Source organism: Pseudoalteromonas sp. APM04 (genome assembly GCF_022809815.1).
GTDB classification, from domain to species: domain Bacteria; phylum Pseudomonadota; class Gammaproteobacteria; order Enterobacterales; family Alteromonadaceae; genus Pseudoalteromonas; species Pseudoalteromonas marina.
Genome location: NZ_CP094442.1, coordinates 475790 through 491111, shown reverse-complemented (window position 1 = coordinate 491111; position 15322 = coordinate 475790). Strand labels below are relative to the sequence as shown.

Annotated in this window: 15 protein-coding genes; 11 read left to right on the top strand and 4 right to left on the bottom strand. The window is 37.8% G+C overall.

The features are described 5' to 3' along the window. The first annotated feature begins 177 nt into the window (after positions 1 to 177). The 3 genes from MTP24_RS18070 (at position 178) to MTP24_RS18060 (ending at position 3184) form a co-directional block, all read left to right on the top strand. Positions 178 to 1620, top strand: a complete 1443-nt coding sequence (locus MTP24_RS18070) for a diguanylate cyclase (protein ID WP_243533935.1) — start codon at positions 178 to 180, stop codon at positions 1618 to 1620. Between the two features lie 119 nt (positions 1621 to 1739). After that, positions 1740 to 2693: a slipin family protein gene (locus MTP24_RS18065; RefSeq protein WP_006791622.1), complete on the top strand. Its 954-nt coding sequence runs from the start codon at positions 1740 to 1742 to the stop codon at positions 2691 to 2693. 17 nt (positions 2694 to 2710) lie between these two features. Then, entirely contained in the window at positions 2711 to 3184 is a 474-nt protein-coding gene (locus MTP24_RS18060; RefSeq protein ID WP_243533933.1) for an NfeD family protein, read from the top strand. Positions 3185 to 3280: 96 nt separating this feature from the next. Here MTP24_RS18060 and MTP24_RS18055 read toward each other — a convergent pair whose 3' ends face one another. After that, positions 3281 to 4153, bottom strand: a complete 873-nt coding sequence (locus tag MTP24_RS18055; RefSeq protein ID WP_243533931.1) for an SMP-30/gluconolactonase/LRE family protein — start codon at positions 4151 to 4153, stop codon at positions 3281 to 3283. Between the two features lie 485 nt (positions 4154 to 4638). On the opposite strand from MTP24_RS18055, the gene MTP24_RS18050 reads away from it, so the two are divergent. The 4 genes from MTP24_RS18050 to MTP24_RS18035 all read left to right on the top strand — a co-directional run bounded on the left by MTP24_RS18050 (position 4639) and on the right by MTP24_RS18035 (position 8219). Then, complete coding sequence (locus tag MTP24_RS18050) at positions 4639 to 5478, top strand: patatin family protein (protein WP_243533929.1); 840 nt, start codon at positions 4639 to 4641, stop codon at positions 5476 to 5478. A gap of 58 nt (positions 5479 to 5536) precedes the next feature. Beyond that, positions 5537 to 5758: a hypothetical protein gene (locus MTP24_RS18045; protein ID WP_006791618.1), complete on the top strand. Its 222-nt coding sequence runs from the start codon at positions 5537 to 5539 to the stop codon at positions 5756 to 5758. Between the two features lie 161 nt (positions 5759 to 5919). Continuing rightward, positions 5920 to 7947 carry an ATP-binding protein gene (locus MTP24_RS18040; protein WP_243533926.1) on the top strand — a complete coding sequence of 676 codons (2028 nt, stop codon included), beginning with the start codon at positions 5920 to 5922 and terminating at the stop codon, positions 7945 to 7947. 32 nt (positions 7948 to 7979) lie between these two features. Further along, the gene (locus MTP24_RS18035; RefSeq protein ID WP_058429858.1) at positions 7980 to 8219 is read left to right on the top strand and encodes a hypothetical protein; all 240 of its coding nucleotides are present in this window, start codon (positions 7980 to 7982) and stop codon (positions 8217 to 8219) included. Between the two features lie 114 nt (positions 8220 to 8333). Here the strand turns inward: MTP24_RS18035 and ahpF are convergent, their stop codons facing one another. Beyond that, positions 8334 to 9917, bottom strand: coding sequence for an alkyl hydroperoxide reductase subunit F (gene ahpF, locus MTP24_RS18030; RefSeq protein WP_243533924.1), 1584 nt, complete (start codon positions 9915 to 9917; stop codon positions 8334 to 8336). Between the two features lie 153 nt (positions 9918 to 10070). Further along, positions 10071 to 10640: an alkyl hydroperoxide reductase subunit C gene (gene ahpC, locus MTP24_RS18025; protein ID WP_004587118.1), complete on the bottom strand. Its 570-nt coding sequence runs from the start codon at positions 10638 to 10640 to the stop codon at positions 10071 to 10073. A 264-nt stretch (positions 10641 to 10904) separates the two neighbouring features. Here ahpC and MTP24_RS18020 point away from each other — a divergent pair, with 264 nt between their 5' ends. The 3 genes from MTP24_RS18020 (at position 10905) to MTP24_RS18010 (ending at position 12594) form a co-directional block, all read left to right on the top strand. Beyond that, positions 10905 to 11324, top strand: coding sequence for a DUF3429 domain-containing protein (locus MTP24_RS18020; RefSeq protein WP_058429860.1), 420 nt, complete (start codon positions 10905 to 10907; stop codon positions 11322 to 11324). A 67-nt stretch (positions 11325 to 11391) separates the two neighbouring features. Beyond that, positions 11392 to 11775: a hypothetical protein gene (locus MTP24_RS18015; protein ID WP_006791613.1), complete on the top strand. Its 384-nt coding sequence runs from the start codon at positions 11392 to 11394 to the stop codon at positions 11773 to 11775. 6 nt (positions 11776 to 11781) lie between these two features. After that, positions 11782 to 12594, top strand: coding sequence for a class I SAM-dependent methyltransferase (locus tag MTP24_RS18010; RefSeq protein ID WP_008129714.1), 813 nt, complete (start codon positions 11782 to 11784; stop codon positions 12592 to 12594). Here MTP24_RS18010 and MTP24_RS18005 read toward each other — a convergent pair. Beyond that, positions 12591 to 14195 carry a GMC family oxidoreductase N-terminal domain-containing protein gene (locus MTP24_RS18005; RefSeq protein ID WP_243533922.1) on the bottom strand — a complete coding sequence of 535 codons (1605 nt, stop codon included), beginning with the start codon at positions 14193 to 14195 and terminating at the stop codon, positions 12591 to 12593. The genes MTP24_RS18010 and MTP24_RS18005 overlap by 4 nt on opposite strands. 95 nt (positions 14196 to 14290) lie before the next feature. On the opposite strand from MTP24_RS18005, the gene MTP24_RS18000 reads away from it, so the two are divergent. Beyond that, positions 14291 to 15322 (top strand): AraC family transcriptional regulator, encoded by a 1032-nt coding sequence (locus tag MTP24_RS18000; RefSeq protein WP_008129710.1) that lies wholly within the window; start codon positions 14291 to 14293, stop codon positions 15320 to 15322.

Below are 15322 nucleotides of genomic sequence, written 5' to 3'. Positions count from 1 at the left end.
GCTAAAGGCTCACTGAAGAAAGGAGTAATGATATACAGTATCAATTATAATGCGTGACTCACATAAACGCACTAAAAAAGTTAGTAATATCAACAAAACTGTACTAAAACTATATTATAAGAATAAAAATCAATCGGATATGTCCTATCTTTTATAGAAAATGAGGTAACTTAAACGTTGAACTCGATTAAAGAGATCTGGAGTACATTAAAGTGTCTCCCTTTTGCTGTTTTGGTCCACGACTCAAAAACACGCAACTACAAAGCAAACGAATCCGCGTTAAACCTGTTTAATTTAAAGCAGCATTCTGACTTGAATGAAAATCACTTTAGTCACATAAAGCTAATAAGCCCTTTAAGTAAAAAAACTTTATTATTACAGAACCTTTTTGATGTTTATCTTATACCTAATGTTCAAAATAAAGTGGTGCTTGAAGTAGATCAAACAGCCTTCTTACTGAACATTAAATTTGCCAATATTACCGAGACCGTTTCAATGATCACCTTTGAAATAGAAAAACAAACAATTGATGAACAATATAATTTTGATGTTGTTATATCGAATATATCAGCCGATCTCATTGATATTCAAAACGATGATGTAGATAAACATATTAATTATGCATTAAAAGCAATTGGCACTGTATGTCATGCAGATCGCAGCTATTTATTTAAATTTAACGACGAAAACACACAAATGAGTAATACACATGAATGGGTAAATAAAGGCATAATGCCTTTTAAGGATTCGTTGCAAAATGTACCTAAAAGTGAACTACCCTACTTTTTTAAATTAATGAACGACACTTACCTTTTTAAAGTAAATGATGTTGCGGATTTACCAGCCTCTGCAGGTGGTGAAAAAAAGGAATTTGAACTACAAAAAATCAAATCAGTAATGTGCATTGGCTTAAGCTACGAAAAAGAGCTTGTTGGTTTTATTGGCTGTGATTGTGTAGCAGTAAAACGTGAATGGACAAACCTTGATTTAATCCGAATAAAATTAGTGGGTGAAATACTAACCAACGCGTTCAAAAATATAAACTATAAACAAAAATTAGAACTTACTCAGCAGCAACTTATCACAGCCAATCAACAATTAAGTGAGCTGGTCAATACAGACGGCTTAACAAACATAGCTAATCGTCGATGCTTTGATCAAACTATAGATGACGAAATACAACGATGCGTTCGTTACCAACAACCCATTAGTTTACTTATTTGCGACATCGACTTTTTTAAAAAATACAACGATAGTTATGGTCATCAAAAAGGGGATGAGGCATTAAAACAAGTTGCTGAAACACTGCAAAATTTATGTAAGCGCCCTGGCGATCTAGCAGCTCGATATGGTGGTGAAGAATTTGCACTTATTTTACCCTGTACCAATACTGATAATGCATATTGCTTTTCCACTCTAATTCAAAAAGAAATAGCCAAGTTGGGCATAGAGCATAAATATTCAGAAGTAAGTGATATGCTTACTTTAAGTATTGGTTTTTATAGCCTAATTCCTAACACAAAAACAATAGCAGAAGACATTATTGCAAAAGCAGACGCTGCTCTTTATAACGCTAAAGAAACTGGTCGAAATAAAATTTCCGAGAGCCCCCCTCGATAATATGTACTTCTTAAGTGCCCACTTTTTGTAGGTAATTACATTGAAAAGTGGTAGTCTTTATTAGTTTAAAATTAAAACAACACACCATTTTATGATTAATTATTATAAGGAATATTTAAATGGATCCAGTGTCACAAATTCTCGATGTCGTATTTACTGTTGAGGCATTTTTACTCATATTTGTTATTGTGCTTCTAAAAAGCAGTGTTAAATTTGTCCCTCAAAATAGAGCTTGGCTAATTGAACGTTTTGGTAAATACCAATCAACCAAAGAAGCCGGCCTTAATTTTATTATTCCGTTTATCGATAGAATATCTGCCGACCGCAGCTTAAAAGAACAGGCCCAAGATGTTCCATCTCAATCAGCTATAACAAAAGACAACATCTCGTTAATTGTAGATGGCGTATTATACTTTCGAGTATTAGACCCGTACAAAGCTACCTATGGTGTTGACGATTATACATTTGCGGTTGTTCAGCTTTCGCAAACAACAATGCGCTCAGAGCTTGGTAAAATGGAGCTAGATAAAACTTTTGAAGAGCGTGACCTACTAAACACAAATATAGTAGCTGCAATAAACCAGGCATCTGAGCCATGGGGTATTCAAGTACTGCGTTACGAAATTAAAGATATTGTGCCACCGAACTCGATTATGGAAGCTATGGAAGCACAAATGAAGGCTGAGCGTGTAAAACGTGCTCAAATTTTAGAGTCTGAAGGTGACCGTCAAGCAAATATAAATGTCGCTGAAGGTAAAAAGCAAGCACAAGTGCTTGCTGCAGAAGCAGATAAAGCTGAGCAAATTTTACGTGCAGAAGGTGAAGCTACCGCAATTACAACCGTCGCTGAAGCACAAGCCAATGCACTATTAAAAGTCGGTGAAGCCGCTGATACAGAGCAAGGACAAAAAGCGATTCAACTTGATTTAGCAACCAAAGCCATTTCGGCTAAAGAAGCCATTGCACGTGAATCATCTGTTGTTCTACTCCCTGACAATGCAACAGATGCAAGCTCAATGGTTGCGCAAGGCATGGCAATCATTAATAGTTTAAACAAGCAAAATAAAGGTTAACACCTAAAGAGGTTTGTATGGATTTTATTATGCAAAATTTACCACAAGCACTTATGGTGCTTGGTATAATTGCCTTAATAATAGAAGTAGCCGTGCTGGGTCTCTCTACTATTATTCTATTATTTTTTGGCTTATCACTACTGATAACTGGTTTTTCAATGAGCATAGGAATATTGCCTGACTCATTAACAACTGCACTATGGAGTAACACAGTGGTAACGGCTATTTTAGCCATTGGCCTGTGGAAACCTCTAAAAAAAATGCAAAACCGTGTGGATACAAAGCCCGTAACAAACGATTTTGCAGAGCTTACTTTTACCCTAGATGACGACGTTACCGATCAAGGGTTAACTACGTATAATTATTCAGGTATTAGCTGGAAATTAAAAAGTGAGCAAACAATTACTGCAGGCACTCGCGTATACGTTATGAAAAAAGATGTTGGCGTTATGTGGGTCAAACCAGTCTCCCAGTCTCCCAGTAACCTGTAACCTGTAACCTGTAACCTGTAACCTGTAACCTGTAACCTGTAACCTGTAACCTGTAACCTGTAACCTGTAACCTGTAACCTGTAACCTGTAAACAAATTATAAAATAACGGGTGGCTCGAGTTGCCCGTTTTTTATCCCGCTAATTTGAATTGTCGTCCCTTGTATATTTTGTAAGTCATTATTAGAGTCGCATAATGCTGAAGTCACAAATAGCAGCTCACCTTGTTTGCCGCCAAATGCTGTACATGTAGGATTGAGGTTATTTACTTTTATTGTATGAATTACTTCTGCATCAGGCGATAAACACATAATACAGCCCATTCCCCATACCGCTAACCACAAGTTACCAATACTGTCGATTACGCAACCATCGGGATCTACATCGGTGTTATTAAATTGATAGAATACCTTCGCCGTGCCAGCAACTTCACCTGTATTAACATCAAGGTCAAGAACGTAAATACAGCTTGTAAAAGAGTCACAATAGTAACCACGAGAGCGAGCTTTATCAAAACACAAACCATTAGGAATGGTTAAATCAGTCACAATGCAATCTAGCTTTTTATTGTAATAGCGGTATATCTTGCCCTGCCCTTTTTCGGCAGTCATATCCATTGTACTTAACCAAAAACCACCCCAGGGATCGGCACGCCCATCGTTTGAGCGCCTATTCGTGTCGCCACTTTCAAGTTCCGTAATTAACTGAGGTATTTTACGCTTTATATTGTAACGATAAATCCCAGATTCAGTTCCTAAAATTAAATGCTCTTTATCTTGCCAAGCTATAGCTGTCACTATAAAAGGCATTTCAACCGAGTAAGCATTTGCTGGTTTACCGAGTGAGCAACAAAATAACAGTTTTTTATTGATATCAACCCAGAAGAGTGTTTCCAACATTGGGTGCCATAGCGGACTTTCGCCAAGCTGATTTTGCGTATTATTAAATAAGGTGATTTTAAAATCGCTCATTATAGAGTTTATTTACCTTTTAGGAGCAAACTATGACCTTGGTACAATTATTCGCAGTACAAGGCTCTTAAATTATCGGGCTCGAAAGCAACAACGGCTAAATCATACTGACTTACATTCGCGATATAATAACTATAACAATGTCAATTTATGCAAAAATATTGACGCATATTATCCATCTTAATGTTGCAAAATCAGTGACCCTTTTAAAGGTTTATTATTAACATAAGCTTGAAGCCTAACATTAACAAAAAATATAACTCAGTGCGATGGAATTACAGCCATAAAATTACTAAAAATAGTATGCCAATTAATTAATATATTAACTACCGACATATTTATTAAATTAAATGCCTTATTTATTGTTTACTTATTATTGAATTAACCTTTAATAGGAATGCAACTTATTGATAGTATGTGTTTTATAAGTCGCCCTCACTCGCCATAGTTGGTAACATAAAGTCAGATTAAAAGGAGTTACAATTATGGCTAAAAATATAAAACATGCACTTGTAGTCGAAGGTGGCGCAATGCGCGGTATATTTGCTGCAGGCGTCCTTGATGAATTTTTATCACAAAATCATCAGCCCTTTGATTGTTACTTTGGCGTTTCTGCAGGAGCAACAAATGTAGCTGCATTCTTATGTAAGCAACCCATGCGAAACTACAAAGTGATAACAGATTATTCATGTAGGCCGGAGTTTATTAATCTGGCTCGGTTTTTAAAAGGTGGTCACTTATTTGACCTTGATTGGTTATGGGAAGAAACTATTCGTGAAATTCGTCTACAAACCGAAATATTTGAGCAAAACCCACAACCGTTTTATATTGTTACTACCGCTATAGATTCAGGTAAAGCCTATTATTTAGAAGCAACAAACGACAAAATGGTTGAGCAATTAAAAGCATCCTGCGCAATTCCTATTGCATATCGTGATTACCCGATTATAAATAACACACCTATGACGGATGGTGGAGTTGCAGACTCTATTCCTGTTATCAAGGCGTATGAAATGGGGGCGCGCGAAATAACGGTTATCTTGTCACGTTCACGAGGGTACAAAAAAAAAGCGACAAAAACGTCTTGGCTCACTAAACAAATTTATAAGGGCTATCCTGCACTCATAAATGCAGCATTAAATAGAGCTGACGTTTATAATAAAAGTATCGATTTTATAGAAAACCCACCCAGCGATTGTATAGTTAATATTATTGCACCACCAAAGCACTTTAAAGTGGGCAGAACCACTAAATCGTTTAATATTTTAAATAAAGGATACCAAATGGGCATAACTGAAGCGCGTGCTCACTTGCAAGCACCCTAAAATAAACAATTAAAGAAAATACTTTAACCGCCGATATTAATTTAGTCAGGAGAAAAATATGAGTGAAAAAATAAATGACGATGCACTTCATGCTCTTAAAATAGCGTTTACATATATGCCAAAAGCTATTGAAGTGACTAAATATGAATATGGTGAGCGTTATCAAACGGTCCTTGATCATATAGAAGCCGTAAGAGAAACACTGCTGATAAACGATGTTGATCCAGAAGAAGTTGATGGAGATATCAACCCAGAGTACACACCTAACTCAACATACTAGATTAAATAACGTGCACACAGATACGCTAAATCTATATTTTAATCAAATCGTGTTTTTATGTATTTAGTTGCCGAGATAGTAATAGCTTTTTATCACTTTTTAACGTTATTCTAAGCTTGCTAAATAAAGTTTAAAAAAATTAATACTATAGGGTTTTTCTATTGAATTTTCTTAGGCAATTTCACGACATAGTCTCTGATCAAAGTTTAACATTTGACAACAAAACGCAAAAGCTTTTAACGTTTGGGCTTAACGTTTTTCATCTTAATTTAGCTATTATCAGTAAGGTTGAAGACCAGTGTTACACTGTTTTATATGCGGTTACCCCCAACAACGATCTTGCTATAGGTACACAATTTGACCTAGAAGGTACTTACTGCACACACACCCTCAAAGCAGGCTCAGCCCTCGCTTTTCACAATGTATCTCAGAGCGAAATTGCAGACCACCCTTGCTTTGCTAATTTCCAACTGGAATCCTACATTGGTGCTCCTATTAAAATAGGTAATGAAGTGTTTGGAACCGTTAACTTTTCTTCTGCTGACTCATCGCCTGTTTTTACAGACCAAGCCTATGACTATATAGAATTATTTGCACAATGGTTAGGTGCGGAATTTGCCAGAAGCCAAACAAAAGATCGCCTAATAAAAAATAGTAATAGCCTTATTAAACTTGAAAGTGTTGCTAATATAGGAACTTGGGAAGTTGATATTGCCCACAATAAAATTTATTGGAGCAGACAAACTAAGCTTATTCATGAAGTTGATGAAAACTATCAACCTATGATGGAAACAGCAATTAACTTCTATAAAGAGGGAGCAAGCCGAGAAAATATTACCAAAGCAGTAGAGTTAGCCGTTAGCAAAGGCGAAAAGTGGAATTTAGACCTTGAAATTGTTACTGCAAAAAATAACAACATTTGGGTATCGACCTTTGGAGAAGCTGAATTTGAAGGCGACACCTGCGTAAGGTTATTTGGCACGTTTCAAGATGTAACAGAGTCGATGACACTTCGTGAAGAACTTAAAAGCAAAAAAGCAGAGGCTGAACGCTTACTTTTTGACAGAAGCATGCTTTTTGCAAAAATTAGCCATGAACTTAGAACGCCACTCAATGGTATTACAGGCATGCTCACCACCTTGATAGATGAGCATGATGAACAAAAAAGAACAGAAAAAATTAAAGTTGCGCTACGCAGCTCAGACATATTATTGAATATTATTAATGAGGTTCTTGATTTCTCAAAAATTAATCATGGCGAGCTTAAGCTTGAACCAAACAATGTTTTATTAAAAACTGTTTTCACTGACCTTGTTTCACTTTATACCCCTTTATTTACTGAAAAGCGTGTCGCACTTGAAGTGAAAAATGAAATTAATGACGATTGCTGGGCCTTTTTCGACAACACACGCCTAAGCCAAATTACCTCCAATTTACTCAGTAATGCATTAAAGTTTACAGAAAAAGGTAGTGTAAAGCTGGACACGTTTTTGACCAATATTGACGACGCTTTGTCACTCACTATTACCGTGACTGACTCAGGCAGAGGGATGACTCCTGAATTTCTTAAATCGCTATTTTCACCATTTACGCAAGAAGTCGATGCTAAAAATACAAAAGGCGGTACAGGTCTAGGCTTAGCAATTGTAAAAGAACTTGTTCAGTACATGGGCGGTAAAATTGAAGTCAGTAGCGAAATTAATAAAGGCTCTACATTTTCAGTTTATATCCCTATAACCCGAGGTGAAGAGCAAGCACTTGAAAATAAACCGCTCGCTAACATTGATTTAAACACAAGCGAGTTATCTGTGCTTGTTGTTGATGACAACGACATCAATAGATTAGTGCTTAACGCATCCCTAAATAAGCTTAATATACACCCCGACTTTGCGGTTGATGGTCAAGACGCTGTTTTAAAATGTAAGCAAAAGCCGTATGACCTTATTTTTATGGACTGTATTATGCCTATTTTGGACGGTTTTGAAGCAACTAAGCAGTTAAGAGAGCAAAAAATTTGCCCCGCAGATAAAACGTATATTGTTGCGTTAACGGCTAATACGTCGTCGCAAGATAAACTTGCCTGTAAACAAGCTGGCATGGATATGTTTATATCAAAACCTTTTAAAATGTACTCACTTGAGCTCGCTATCGCATCAGCAATAAAAACCGTTAAGCCAAAATTACATTAAATATACCTGACAGTAAGTAAAAGGAAATAACAATGAAATTAATAGCTCGGACCATTTTGATTACTATTTTAGCTTTGTCACTTTATGTCGGTTATTCGTCACAGGATTGGCAGTCAATCATGGTAATTTTAATTGTTAGTGGCTTTTTGCTACTACTTACCTTTGTCACTACAAACTCAAAACAAGGTGCAACCACATATAATACTAGTACAAGTTACTCTGATAATAATTGCAGCGGTTCAGATTCTGGCTGTGGTGGCGGTGGCGATTAACCTATTTATATATGATTAATTACGCCATAAAAAAGCCGCCTTTGGAGAGGGCGGCTTGGGTTAACAAACAGCGATGGGTGTACCTTGCTGTTATATCAAGAGAGGTTTTGCACGTTAAGCAGCTGTTTTGTCTTGCTCGCTTTCTTCGCTGTTGCGAATTAAGTAATCAAAAGCACCTAAACTTGCTGTTGCACCGCTGCCCATGGCAATAATAATTTGCTTAAATGGGGTATTTGTTGCATCACCTGCGCCATAAACACCTGGTAATGACGTAGCACCTTTTGCATCAATTAATATTTCACCAAATTTACTTAGCGCTAAGTCACTAATTTTTAACCATTCAGTGTTAGGAATTAAGCCTATTTGTACAAAAATCCCCGCTAGAGTAAGTGCCTTGCTATCACCTGATACTCGGTCTGTGTAAGTGAGTCCTGTTACCTTTTTACCATCGCCAAGTACTTCTGTAGTTTGGGCGTTTTTAATAATAGTAATATTATTTAAGCTTTTCGCTTTGCGAATAAGTACTTCATCGGCGCGAAGTGTATCTGCAAATTCAAGCACTGTTACGTGCTCAACAATGTTTGCTAAATCGATTGCCGCTTCAATACCTGAGTTACCACCACCAATCACTGCTACAGGCTTACCTTTAAACAAAGGGCCATCACAATGCGGGCAGTATGCTACACCATGTCCGCGGTACTCTTGCTCACCGGGTACGTTCATTTCACGCCAGCGTGCACCGGTTGCTAAGACAAGTGATTTAGCTTTTAAAGTAGCCCCGTTCTCAAGCGTAATTTCGTATTTGTTATTAACGCGTTCAAGTCCTGCAGCACGTTGGTTATGCATTACATCAACATCGTACTCTTTCACATGCTCTTCAAGCTGTGCAACAAGTTTTGGCCCTTCAGTGGCTTTAACAGATATAAAGTTTTCAATAGCTAATGTGTCAGCAACTTGCCCACCAAAACGTTCAGCTACAACACCTGTATTTAAGCCTTTACGTGCAGAGTAAATAGCAGCTGAGGCACCCGCAGGCCCACCACCAACTACTAGTACGTCAAATTCATCTTTTTCACTCAGTGCCGCTGCTTGGCGTGCTGCACCTTTACTATCTACCTTGTTTAAAATGTCAGTTAGGCTTAATGCACCTTGGCTAAATGGTTCGCCATTTAAATAAACAGCCGGTACGGCTAAAATGTTGCGCTCTTCTACTTCCTCTTGGAATAGTGCGCCATCAATCATTGTTGCTTTAATTTTGCTATTAGTCGCGGCCATTGTATTTAGCGCCTGCACTACTTGAGGGCACGTTTGGCAGCTCAAGCTAATGTAAATTTCAAAATTAAGTTCTTGATCAAGTGATTGTATCTGTTCAATGTCTTCGCTTTTTGCTTTACTTGCATGCCCGCCAGTATGTAAAAGCGCCAACACTAAACTTGTAAATTCGTGTCCCATCGGTACGCCTGCAAACGTAATATGGGTATTTTTAACTGGTGAATGTACAACCATAGACGGGCGGCGTGCGCTGGTATCTGGGTTGTTAACTACCGTAAACTTATCGCTTAATGATGCTAAATCATTTGCTAAGCTTTCTACTTCTGTTGATTTTTTGCTGTCATCCAAGGCAATAAGCAGCTCAACAGGTTGAGTAAGCGATTCGAAATGGCTTTTTAATTGATTTTTAATGTTGTTATCTAACATGGCTTAACCCTTTTTAGGAAAATTTAAACAGCAAGCCTCCCATGCCAATAAATGCATGTGCTTAATTACCATATTGAGATAGGAGGCACCAATAAACGAATATTTATTGGTTTAAGGACAGTTACCTGCCCTTACAGTTGAGGTAATCTATGCTTAGATTTTACCAACTAGGTCTAGTGAAGGAGCAAGTGTGTCCTCACCTGGCTGCCACGATGCTGGACAAACTTCACCGTCGTGAGTTGCAATGTACTGTGCAGCTTGTACTTTACGCACTAGCTCTTTAGCGCTACGGCCAATACCTAAATCGTGAGTTTCAATTACTTTAATTTCACCTTCAGGGTTCATTACAAACGTACCACGAAGTGCTAGGCCATCATCTTCAATCATAACGCCAAAGCTGCGAGTAATACGGCCTGTTGGGTCGCCAATCATCGGGAATTTAATTTTACCGATTGTGTCTGACGTATCGTGCCATGCTTTATGAGTAAAATGAGTATCAGTTGATACTGAGTAAACTTCTACACCCATTTCTTGTAGTTGCTCGTAGTAATCAGCAACATCGCCAAGTTCAGTAGGACATACAAATGTGAAATCTGCTGGGTAAAAGAAGAAGATTGACCACTTACCAAGTACATCTTTTTCAGATACTTCTACAAAATCACCATTGTGGTATGCAGTTGCGTTAAAAGGTTGAATTTTTGTGTTGATTAATGAAGTGCTCATAGTATTCCTCATTTATATTTAATTTATTAATTTAAGTTACCAAGCAAAGCGAGATTTGTTGGCTAACCTTGCTGGCTTGATTAATACAATAAGCCCATCGATAAATTAAATAAAATTGATTGTTTAGATTAAAACAATCGATTTTTAGGATGAAACTAAATAATAACTAGATTCGTAGTTAATTTATTGCAATTTATCGGTTTGCGCGCGTAAGGCTGATACAATTGCCTCGCTTACTATTAAAAATACTCAGGGCACACTGTTATGAACAAGTTTATCAATCACATCCAATTAGGCTATCTTGGCCTAATACCATTTCTAGCCTGTTTAGCGTGGCCGCTGATGCTCGGTAGTAACAGTGTTAACTTAGAGTTTTTTACGTTTTATAGCATTGCTATTCTTGCTTTTATGGCAGGTAATCTTTGGCATGCCGGCCAGCAAAGCTATGCTGATGCAATAAAAGCGGTACTACCTGTTATTCCGGTACCATTTTTAGCATTTTTACCTGTTGAATGGGTTTTAGGGTGGTTATCGCTGAGTTTTTGGCTTGTTCTACTTTTTGAAAAATCAACATCACAGTGGCAAACCTACGACAAAGACTATCAAAAAATGCGCTTTGTGCTGACGTCGGTCGTGTTTGTATGCCACATATTTATTATTGGTATGAGTATTTACCCAAAATAGTAGCTATTACCTTAAATATTGCGCGGTAATAATGTACCATCCGCGCACTGCTATTTGAGGACTCACCATGATTGACCAATTACGCCAGCAGCTTGACGAGCTTGGCGAAAACTATGTAGAAAAAAACGCCGCTTTCAAAATCAAGGTCATTCCATTTTTTTGCGCTATTAGCATTAAAAAAGATCACAAAAATGAAAACCGCCTCAACTTTTATTCAAATCAACTTATTGAGATATTTTTAGTTGTTTTGCTCATATTATTTGGCGTAACGTTATATAAAGCGGACGGTGGGTTTACAGATGGCCCACTGCATTTTGCATTTGCAATTGTAATCACTTTTAACTTAATTATTAAGCAAATAGCCATCGAAGGCCTAAAAACAAGGCTTGCTTTTGAGCGTTTAAATACGGCGAATAAGCAACTTCAAAACGTTAATAAGCAAAACACATAGCAAAGTATGTACTTAAACCCTAATTGGCGAATACTGACTGTTGGCGATGGCGACCTATCGTTTTCTCATGCGATTTTTGAGCACGTAAAACCAAATAAATTAGTCGCCTCAACTTACGATAGCGCACAAACCATAGAACAAAAATACCCTGATAACGCTTTAAAAAAATTGCGTGAATGCAGTGTTGACGTTCTTAATAATTTTGATGTGACGAGCAAAGCGTGTTGGCAAACATTAAAAAGTAACAACCAATACTTTGATGTAGTCATTTTTCAGTTCCCACTTATTCCTGCATTTGTAGGTAAAGAGGCATTTGAAGCTAGCACTCGTCAATCAAGTATGAACGTTTTAAACAGAGCCCTATTACATCAATTTATTAAATATGCCACTGAGTTTGCGTTAAACCCAAATGGCCCAATGCTTTGCTTTATAACCTCTAAAGATGTAAAACCTTATCGTGAATGGAACATAGAAGGCAGTTTAAACGAACGTTTAAGCAGCAAATATTGTGGCCAAATGCCATTTGATATAACACGTTTTTCGGGCTATAAAATTCGTAATGTTGACCGTGACAAACACGTCAAAGACACAAGCGGGATCACGTATGTATTTAGCCCAAAAAGTAGCACCTTAGAACCCCAACTAGCCAAACAATTAACCAAACCCAGCTACTTAACATCAAACCATTGCGCGCTTTGCCGAGTTGGACCGTTCATCGCAGAAGAAGACCAAGCAAAACATCTTAAAGCTAAAAAGCACTTACAAATGTTACGCCTAGAATCTGATTGGCAACACTGGCTAAACACCTTTTACAGCTAACTATTGGCTGCCTTAATTAAGTCAGCCGCTTTTTCTGCAATCGCTATAACAGGGGCATTAGTGTTACCTGTGACAATTGTGGGCATTATCGACGCGTCAACAACACGTAAATTATTAACGCCATGCACTTTTAACTTGCTGTCAACAACCGACATCTCGTCCTTACCCATTTTACATGTCCCAACGGGATGATATTCAGTGTCAGCTGTTTCACGAATAAACTCTATTAACTGCTGATCATTATTTATATCGAGTGGATAAACCATATCTGCACGTATTTCATCAAAGGCTGGGCTATTCATTATTGCGAGTGTTTTTTTCAAACCCAACAACATTATGTTTAAGTCATCTTGATGGCTTAAATAATTAGGATCAATCAGTGGTGCTGCATAGGGGTCATTGTTTGCAAGCTTGATAGTCCCTCTACTTTTAGGTCGCATAATACTGCTATGAATACTGTACCCATGCCCATAATGCAACTTGCGACTATGATCGTCTACAAGCCCAATTACAAATTCGAGTTGAACATCAGGTGCCGGCGAATCTTTAAACAATTTAATAAACGCATGAGACTCCGCAAAGTTACTTGTTAAACATCCGTTTCGTTTACTAAACCAATCTGCAACCCCTTTGGTAACTTGAAGCGCACCTTTTGGGCTTATACCAAACGTACCGGCACTATTATTGGCTTTAAAAAGTGGAACCACTGTAAGGTGGTCTTGTAAATTTTCACCAACGCCTTCTAACACAACCTTCACATCAATATTATGTAATTTTAATTGCTCTTTTGGTCCAATCCCCGACAACATTAAAATTTGCGGCGAATTAATAGCCCCCGCACTCAAAATCACCTCTTTATTAGCCGTTAACTCTATTTGCTGTTTGTTACGTGTTATTTGCACTCCTAGCGCAGTTTTATTTTTTATATTTATTTTTTTAACGTGGCAATGTGTGAATACGGTTAGGTTATCCCTATTTAAATTAGGTGTTAAATACGCTTTCGCTGCACTACAACGTTCTCCTTTATGCTGTGTAACCTGCGACAAACGTGCACCACTTTGTTCTTTACCGTTAATATCATCATTTAGCGGTACCCCTTGTTCAGCGCAAGCATTTAAAAAATACTGATTAACAGGACTTGGCGTATTTAGCTCTTGTACATAAAGCGGTCCACCAACTCCATGCAATGGGTTATTTATAAATTCACTGTTGTTTTCAGCTTTTATAAAATAGGGCAACATGCTTTTATAATCCCAGCCAATGTTCCCCTGCTTTTCCCACTCATCATAATCGTGTTTATTACCTCGAATATAAACCATTGCATTGATTGAGCTTGAACCACCCAGCACTTTACCCCTTGGCATAAAACCGCACCGATTGTTAAGTGCTTTTTGGGGTACTGTATTATAGTGCCAACTGTTAATACCATAAGGCACGCTGGCAGCAACTGCAGCTGGCATTTGAACAAGAGCGCTTTTATCTCCCCCGCCGGCTTCAATTAAACATACACTCACATTTTTATCTTCAGATAAACGCGAAGCAATAACACACCCAGCACTACCTGCCCCTATAACAATGTAATCAAATGTTGTGCTCTGCATGTGAGCCCTTATGAAAAATTAATACCTTATTAATACTGCATAGAAAAACACATCAAAACTTGATATTTTTAGACACCAAGTTGCTGGAGTAATGCATGAAAAATTTTATTAAGGCCACATCACTACAGGGGATAGACTCGCTTGTTAAGAGCTTAGGCGCTGACATATCACAAATAATGACACAGCTTGGCCTTAACATTTGCTTTAATAACTTAGAGCAACAATACTTGCCCTATAGTACTTACGCCGAACTCCTTGAGCATTGTGCACACACGCTCAACTGCCCAAGCTTTGGGCTGCAACTAGCCAATAAGCAGAGCTTTGATATACTTGGCCCTATTGCTATAGCAGCAAAAAGTAGCACTAATTTAGGTGACGCCCTCAACTGGGTTATTAAATATTTGCACCTACACACTCCCGCTTTAAGTTTAACTATTCATCCGTTAGAGGCTGATAAAACACTCTTTTTATCATTTCAAATAAACTTAAACCCATTACCTAAAACAACCCAGGTTTTAGAACTAACTATCGGCCTCGCCATGGGAGTAATAAAAAAAATAAGTAATAACACCTGTAAACCACAAGCGGTATTTTTACCTCAAAAGCAACTTACTAATACCCGCGCATACAACACTTACTTTGGCTGCAAAGTCACGCACAATAGAAATAGTGCCGGTATTGTTATTTTAAAAACAGATTTAGCATTATCAATTGCACAACCCCAGTACGATAAAGTACCTGCCGCGCTGCAGTTTTTAGCTCAAAGCGAACAGCAAAATCAATCCCTGCCAACTCAAGTAAGCGCGTTAATTAGGCCCATGTTGCCAATATATCAATGCACAAACGAAACCATAGCAGCAGCGCTGGGTATGCACCCAAGAACATTGCACAGAGAGTTAAATAAACACAACACAAGCTTTGTAAAACTAAAAGACTCAACCCGGCGCTCATTAGCTGCGCACTATTTGGCGCAAAACCATTACAGTATTTCAACCATCTCAGAGCTATTAGGTTATCAAGAACAAGCAACACTTAGCGCCAGTGTAAAACGTTGGTTTGGTTATTCTCCGCGAGCATACAGAGCTAAAAAAATGATAAACTTAAATAAACATAATTCTAAGGAATGA

Coding starts and splice junctions, on each gene's coding strand:
- MTP24_RS18065 (WP_006791622.1), top strand. CDS start 1,740: ATGGATCCAGTGTCACAAATTCTCGATGTCGTATTTACTGTTGAGGCA.
- MTP24_RS18060 (WP_243533933.1), top strand. CDS start 2,711: ATGGATTTTATTATGCAAAATTTACCACAAGCACTTATGGTGCTTGGT.
- MTP24_RS18055 (WP_243533931.1), bottom strand. CDS start 4,153: ATGAGCGATTTTAAAATCACCTTATTTAATAATACGCAAAATCAGCTT.
- MTP24_RS18050 (WP_243533929.1), top strand. CDS start 4,639: ATGGCTAAAAATATAAAACATGCACTTGTAGTCGAAGGTGGCGCAATG.
- MTP24_RS18045 (WP_006791618.1), top strand. CDS start 5,537: ATGAGTGAAAAAATAAATGACGATGCACTTCATGCTCTTAAAATAGCG.
- MTP24_RS18035 (WP_058429858.1), top strand. CDS start 7,980: ATGAAATTAATAGCTCGGACCATTTTGATTACTATTTTAGCTTTGTCA.
- ahpF (WP_243533924.1), bottom strand. CDS start 9,917: ATGTTAGATAACAACATTAAAAATCAATTAAAAAGCCATTTCGAATCG.
- ahpC (WP_004587118.1), bottom strand. CDS start 10,640: ATGAGCACTTCATTAATCAACACAAAAATTCAACCTTTTAACGCAACT.
- MTP24_RS18020 (WP_058429860.1), top strand. CDS start 10,905: ATGAACAAGTTTATCAATCACATCCAATTAGGCTATCTTGGCCTAATA.
- MTP24_RS18015 (WP_006791613.1), top strand. CDS start 11,392: ATGATTGACCAATTACGCCAGCAGCTTGACGAGCTTGGCGAAAACTAT.
- MTP24_RS18010 (WP_008129714.1), top strand. CDS start 11,782: ATGTACTTAAACCCTAATTGGCGAATACTGACTGTTGGCGATGGCGAC.
- MTP24_RS18005 (WP_243533922.1), bottom strand. CDS start 14,195: ATGCAGAGCACAACATTTGATTACATTGTTATAGGGGCAGGTAGTGCT.
- MTP24_RS18000 (WP_008129710.1), top strand. CDS start 14,291: ATGAAAAATTTTATTAAGGCCACATCACTACAGGGGATAGACTCGCTT.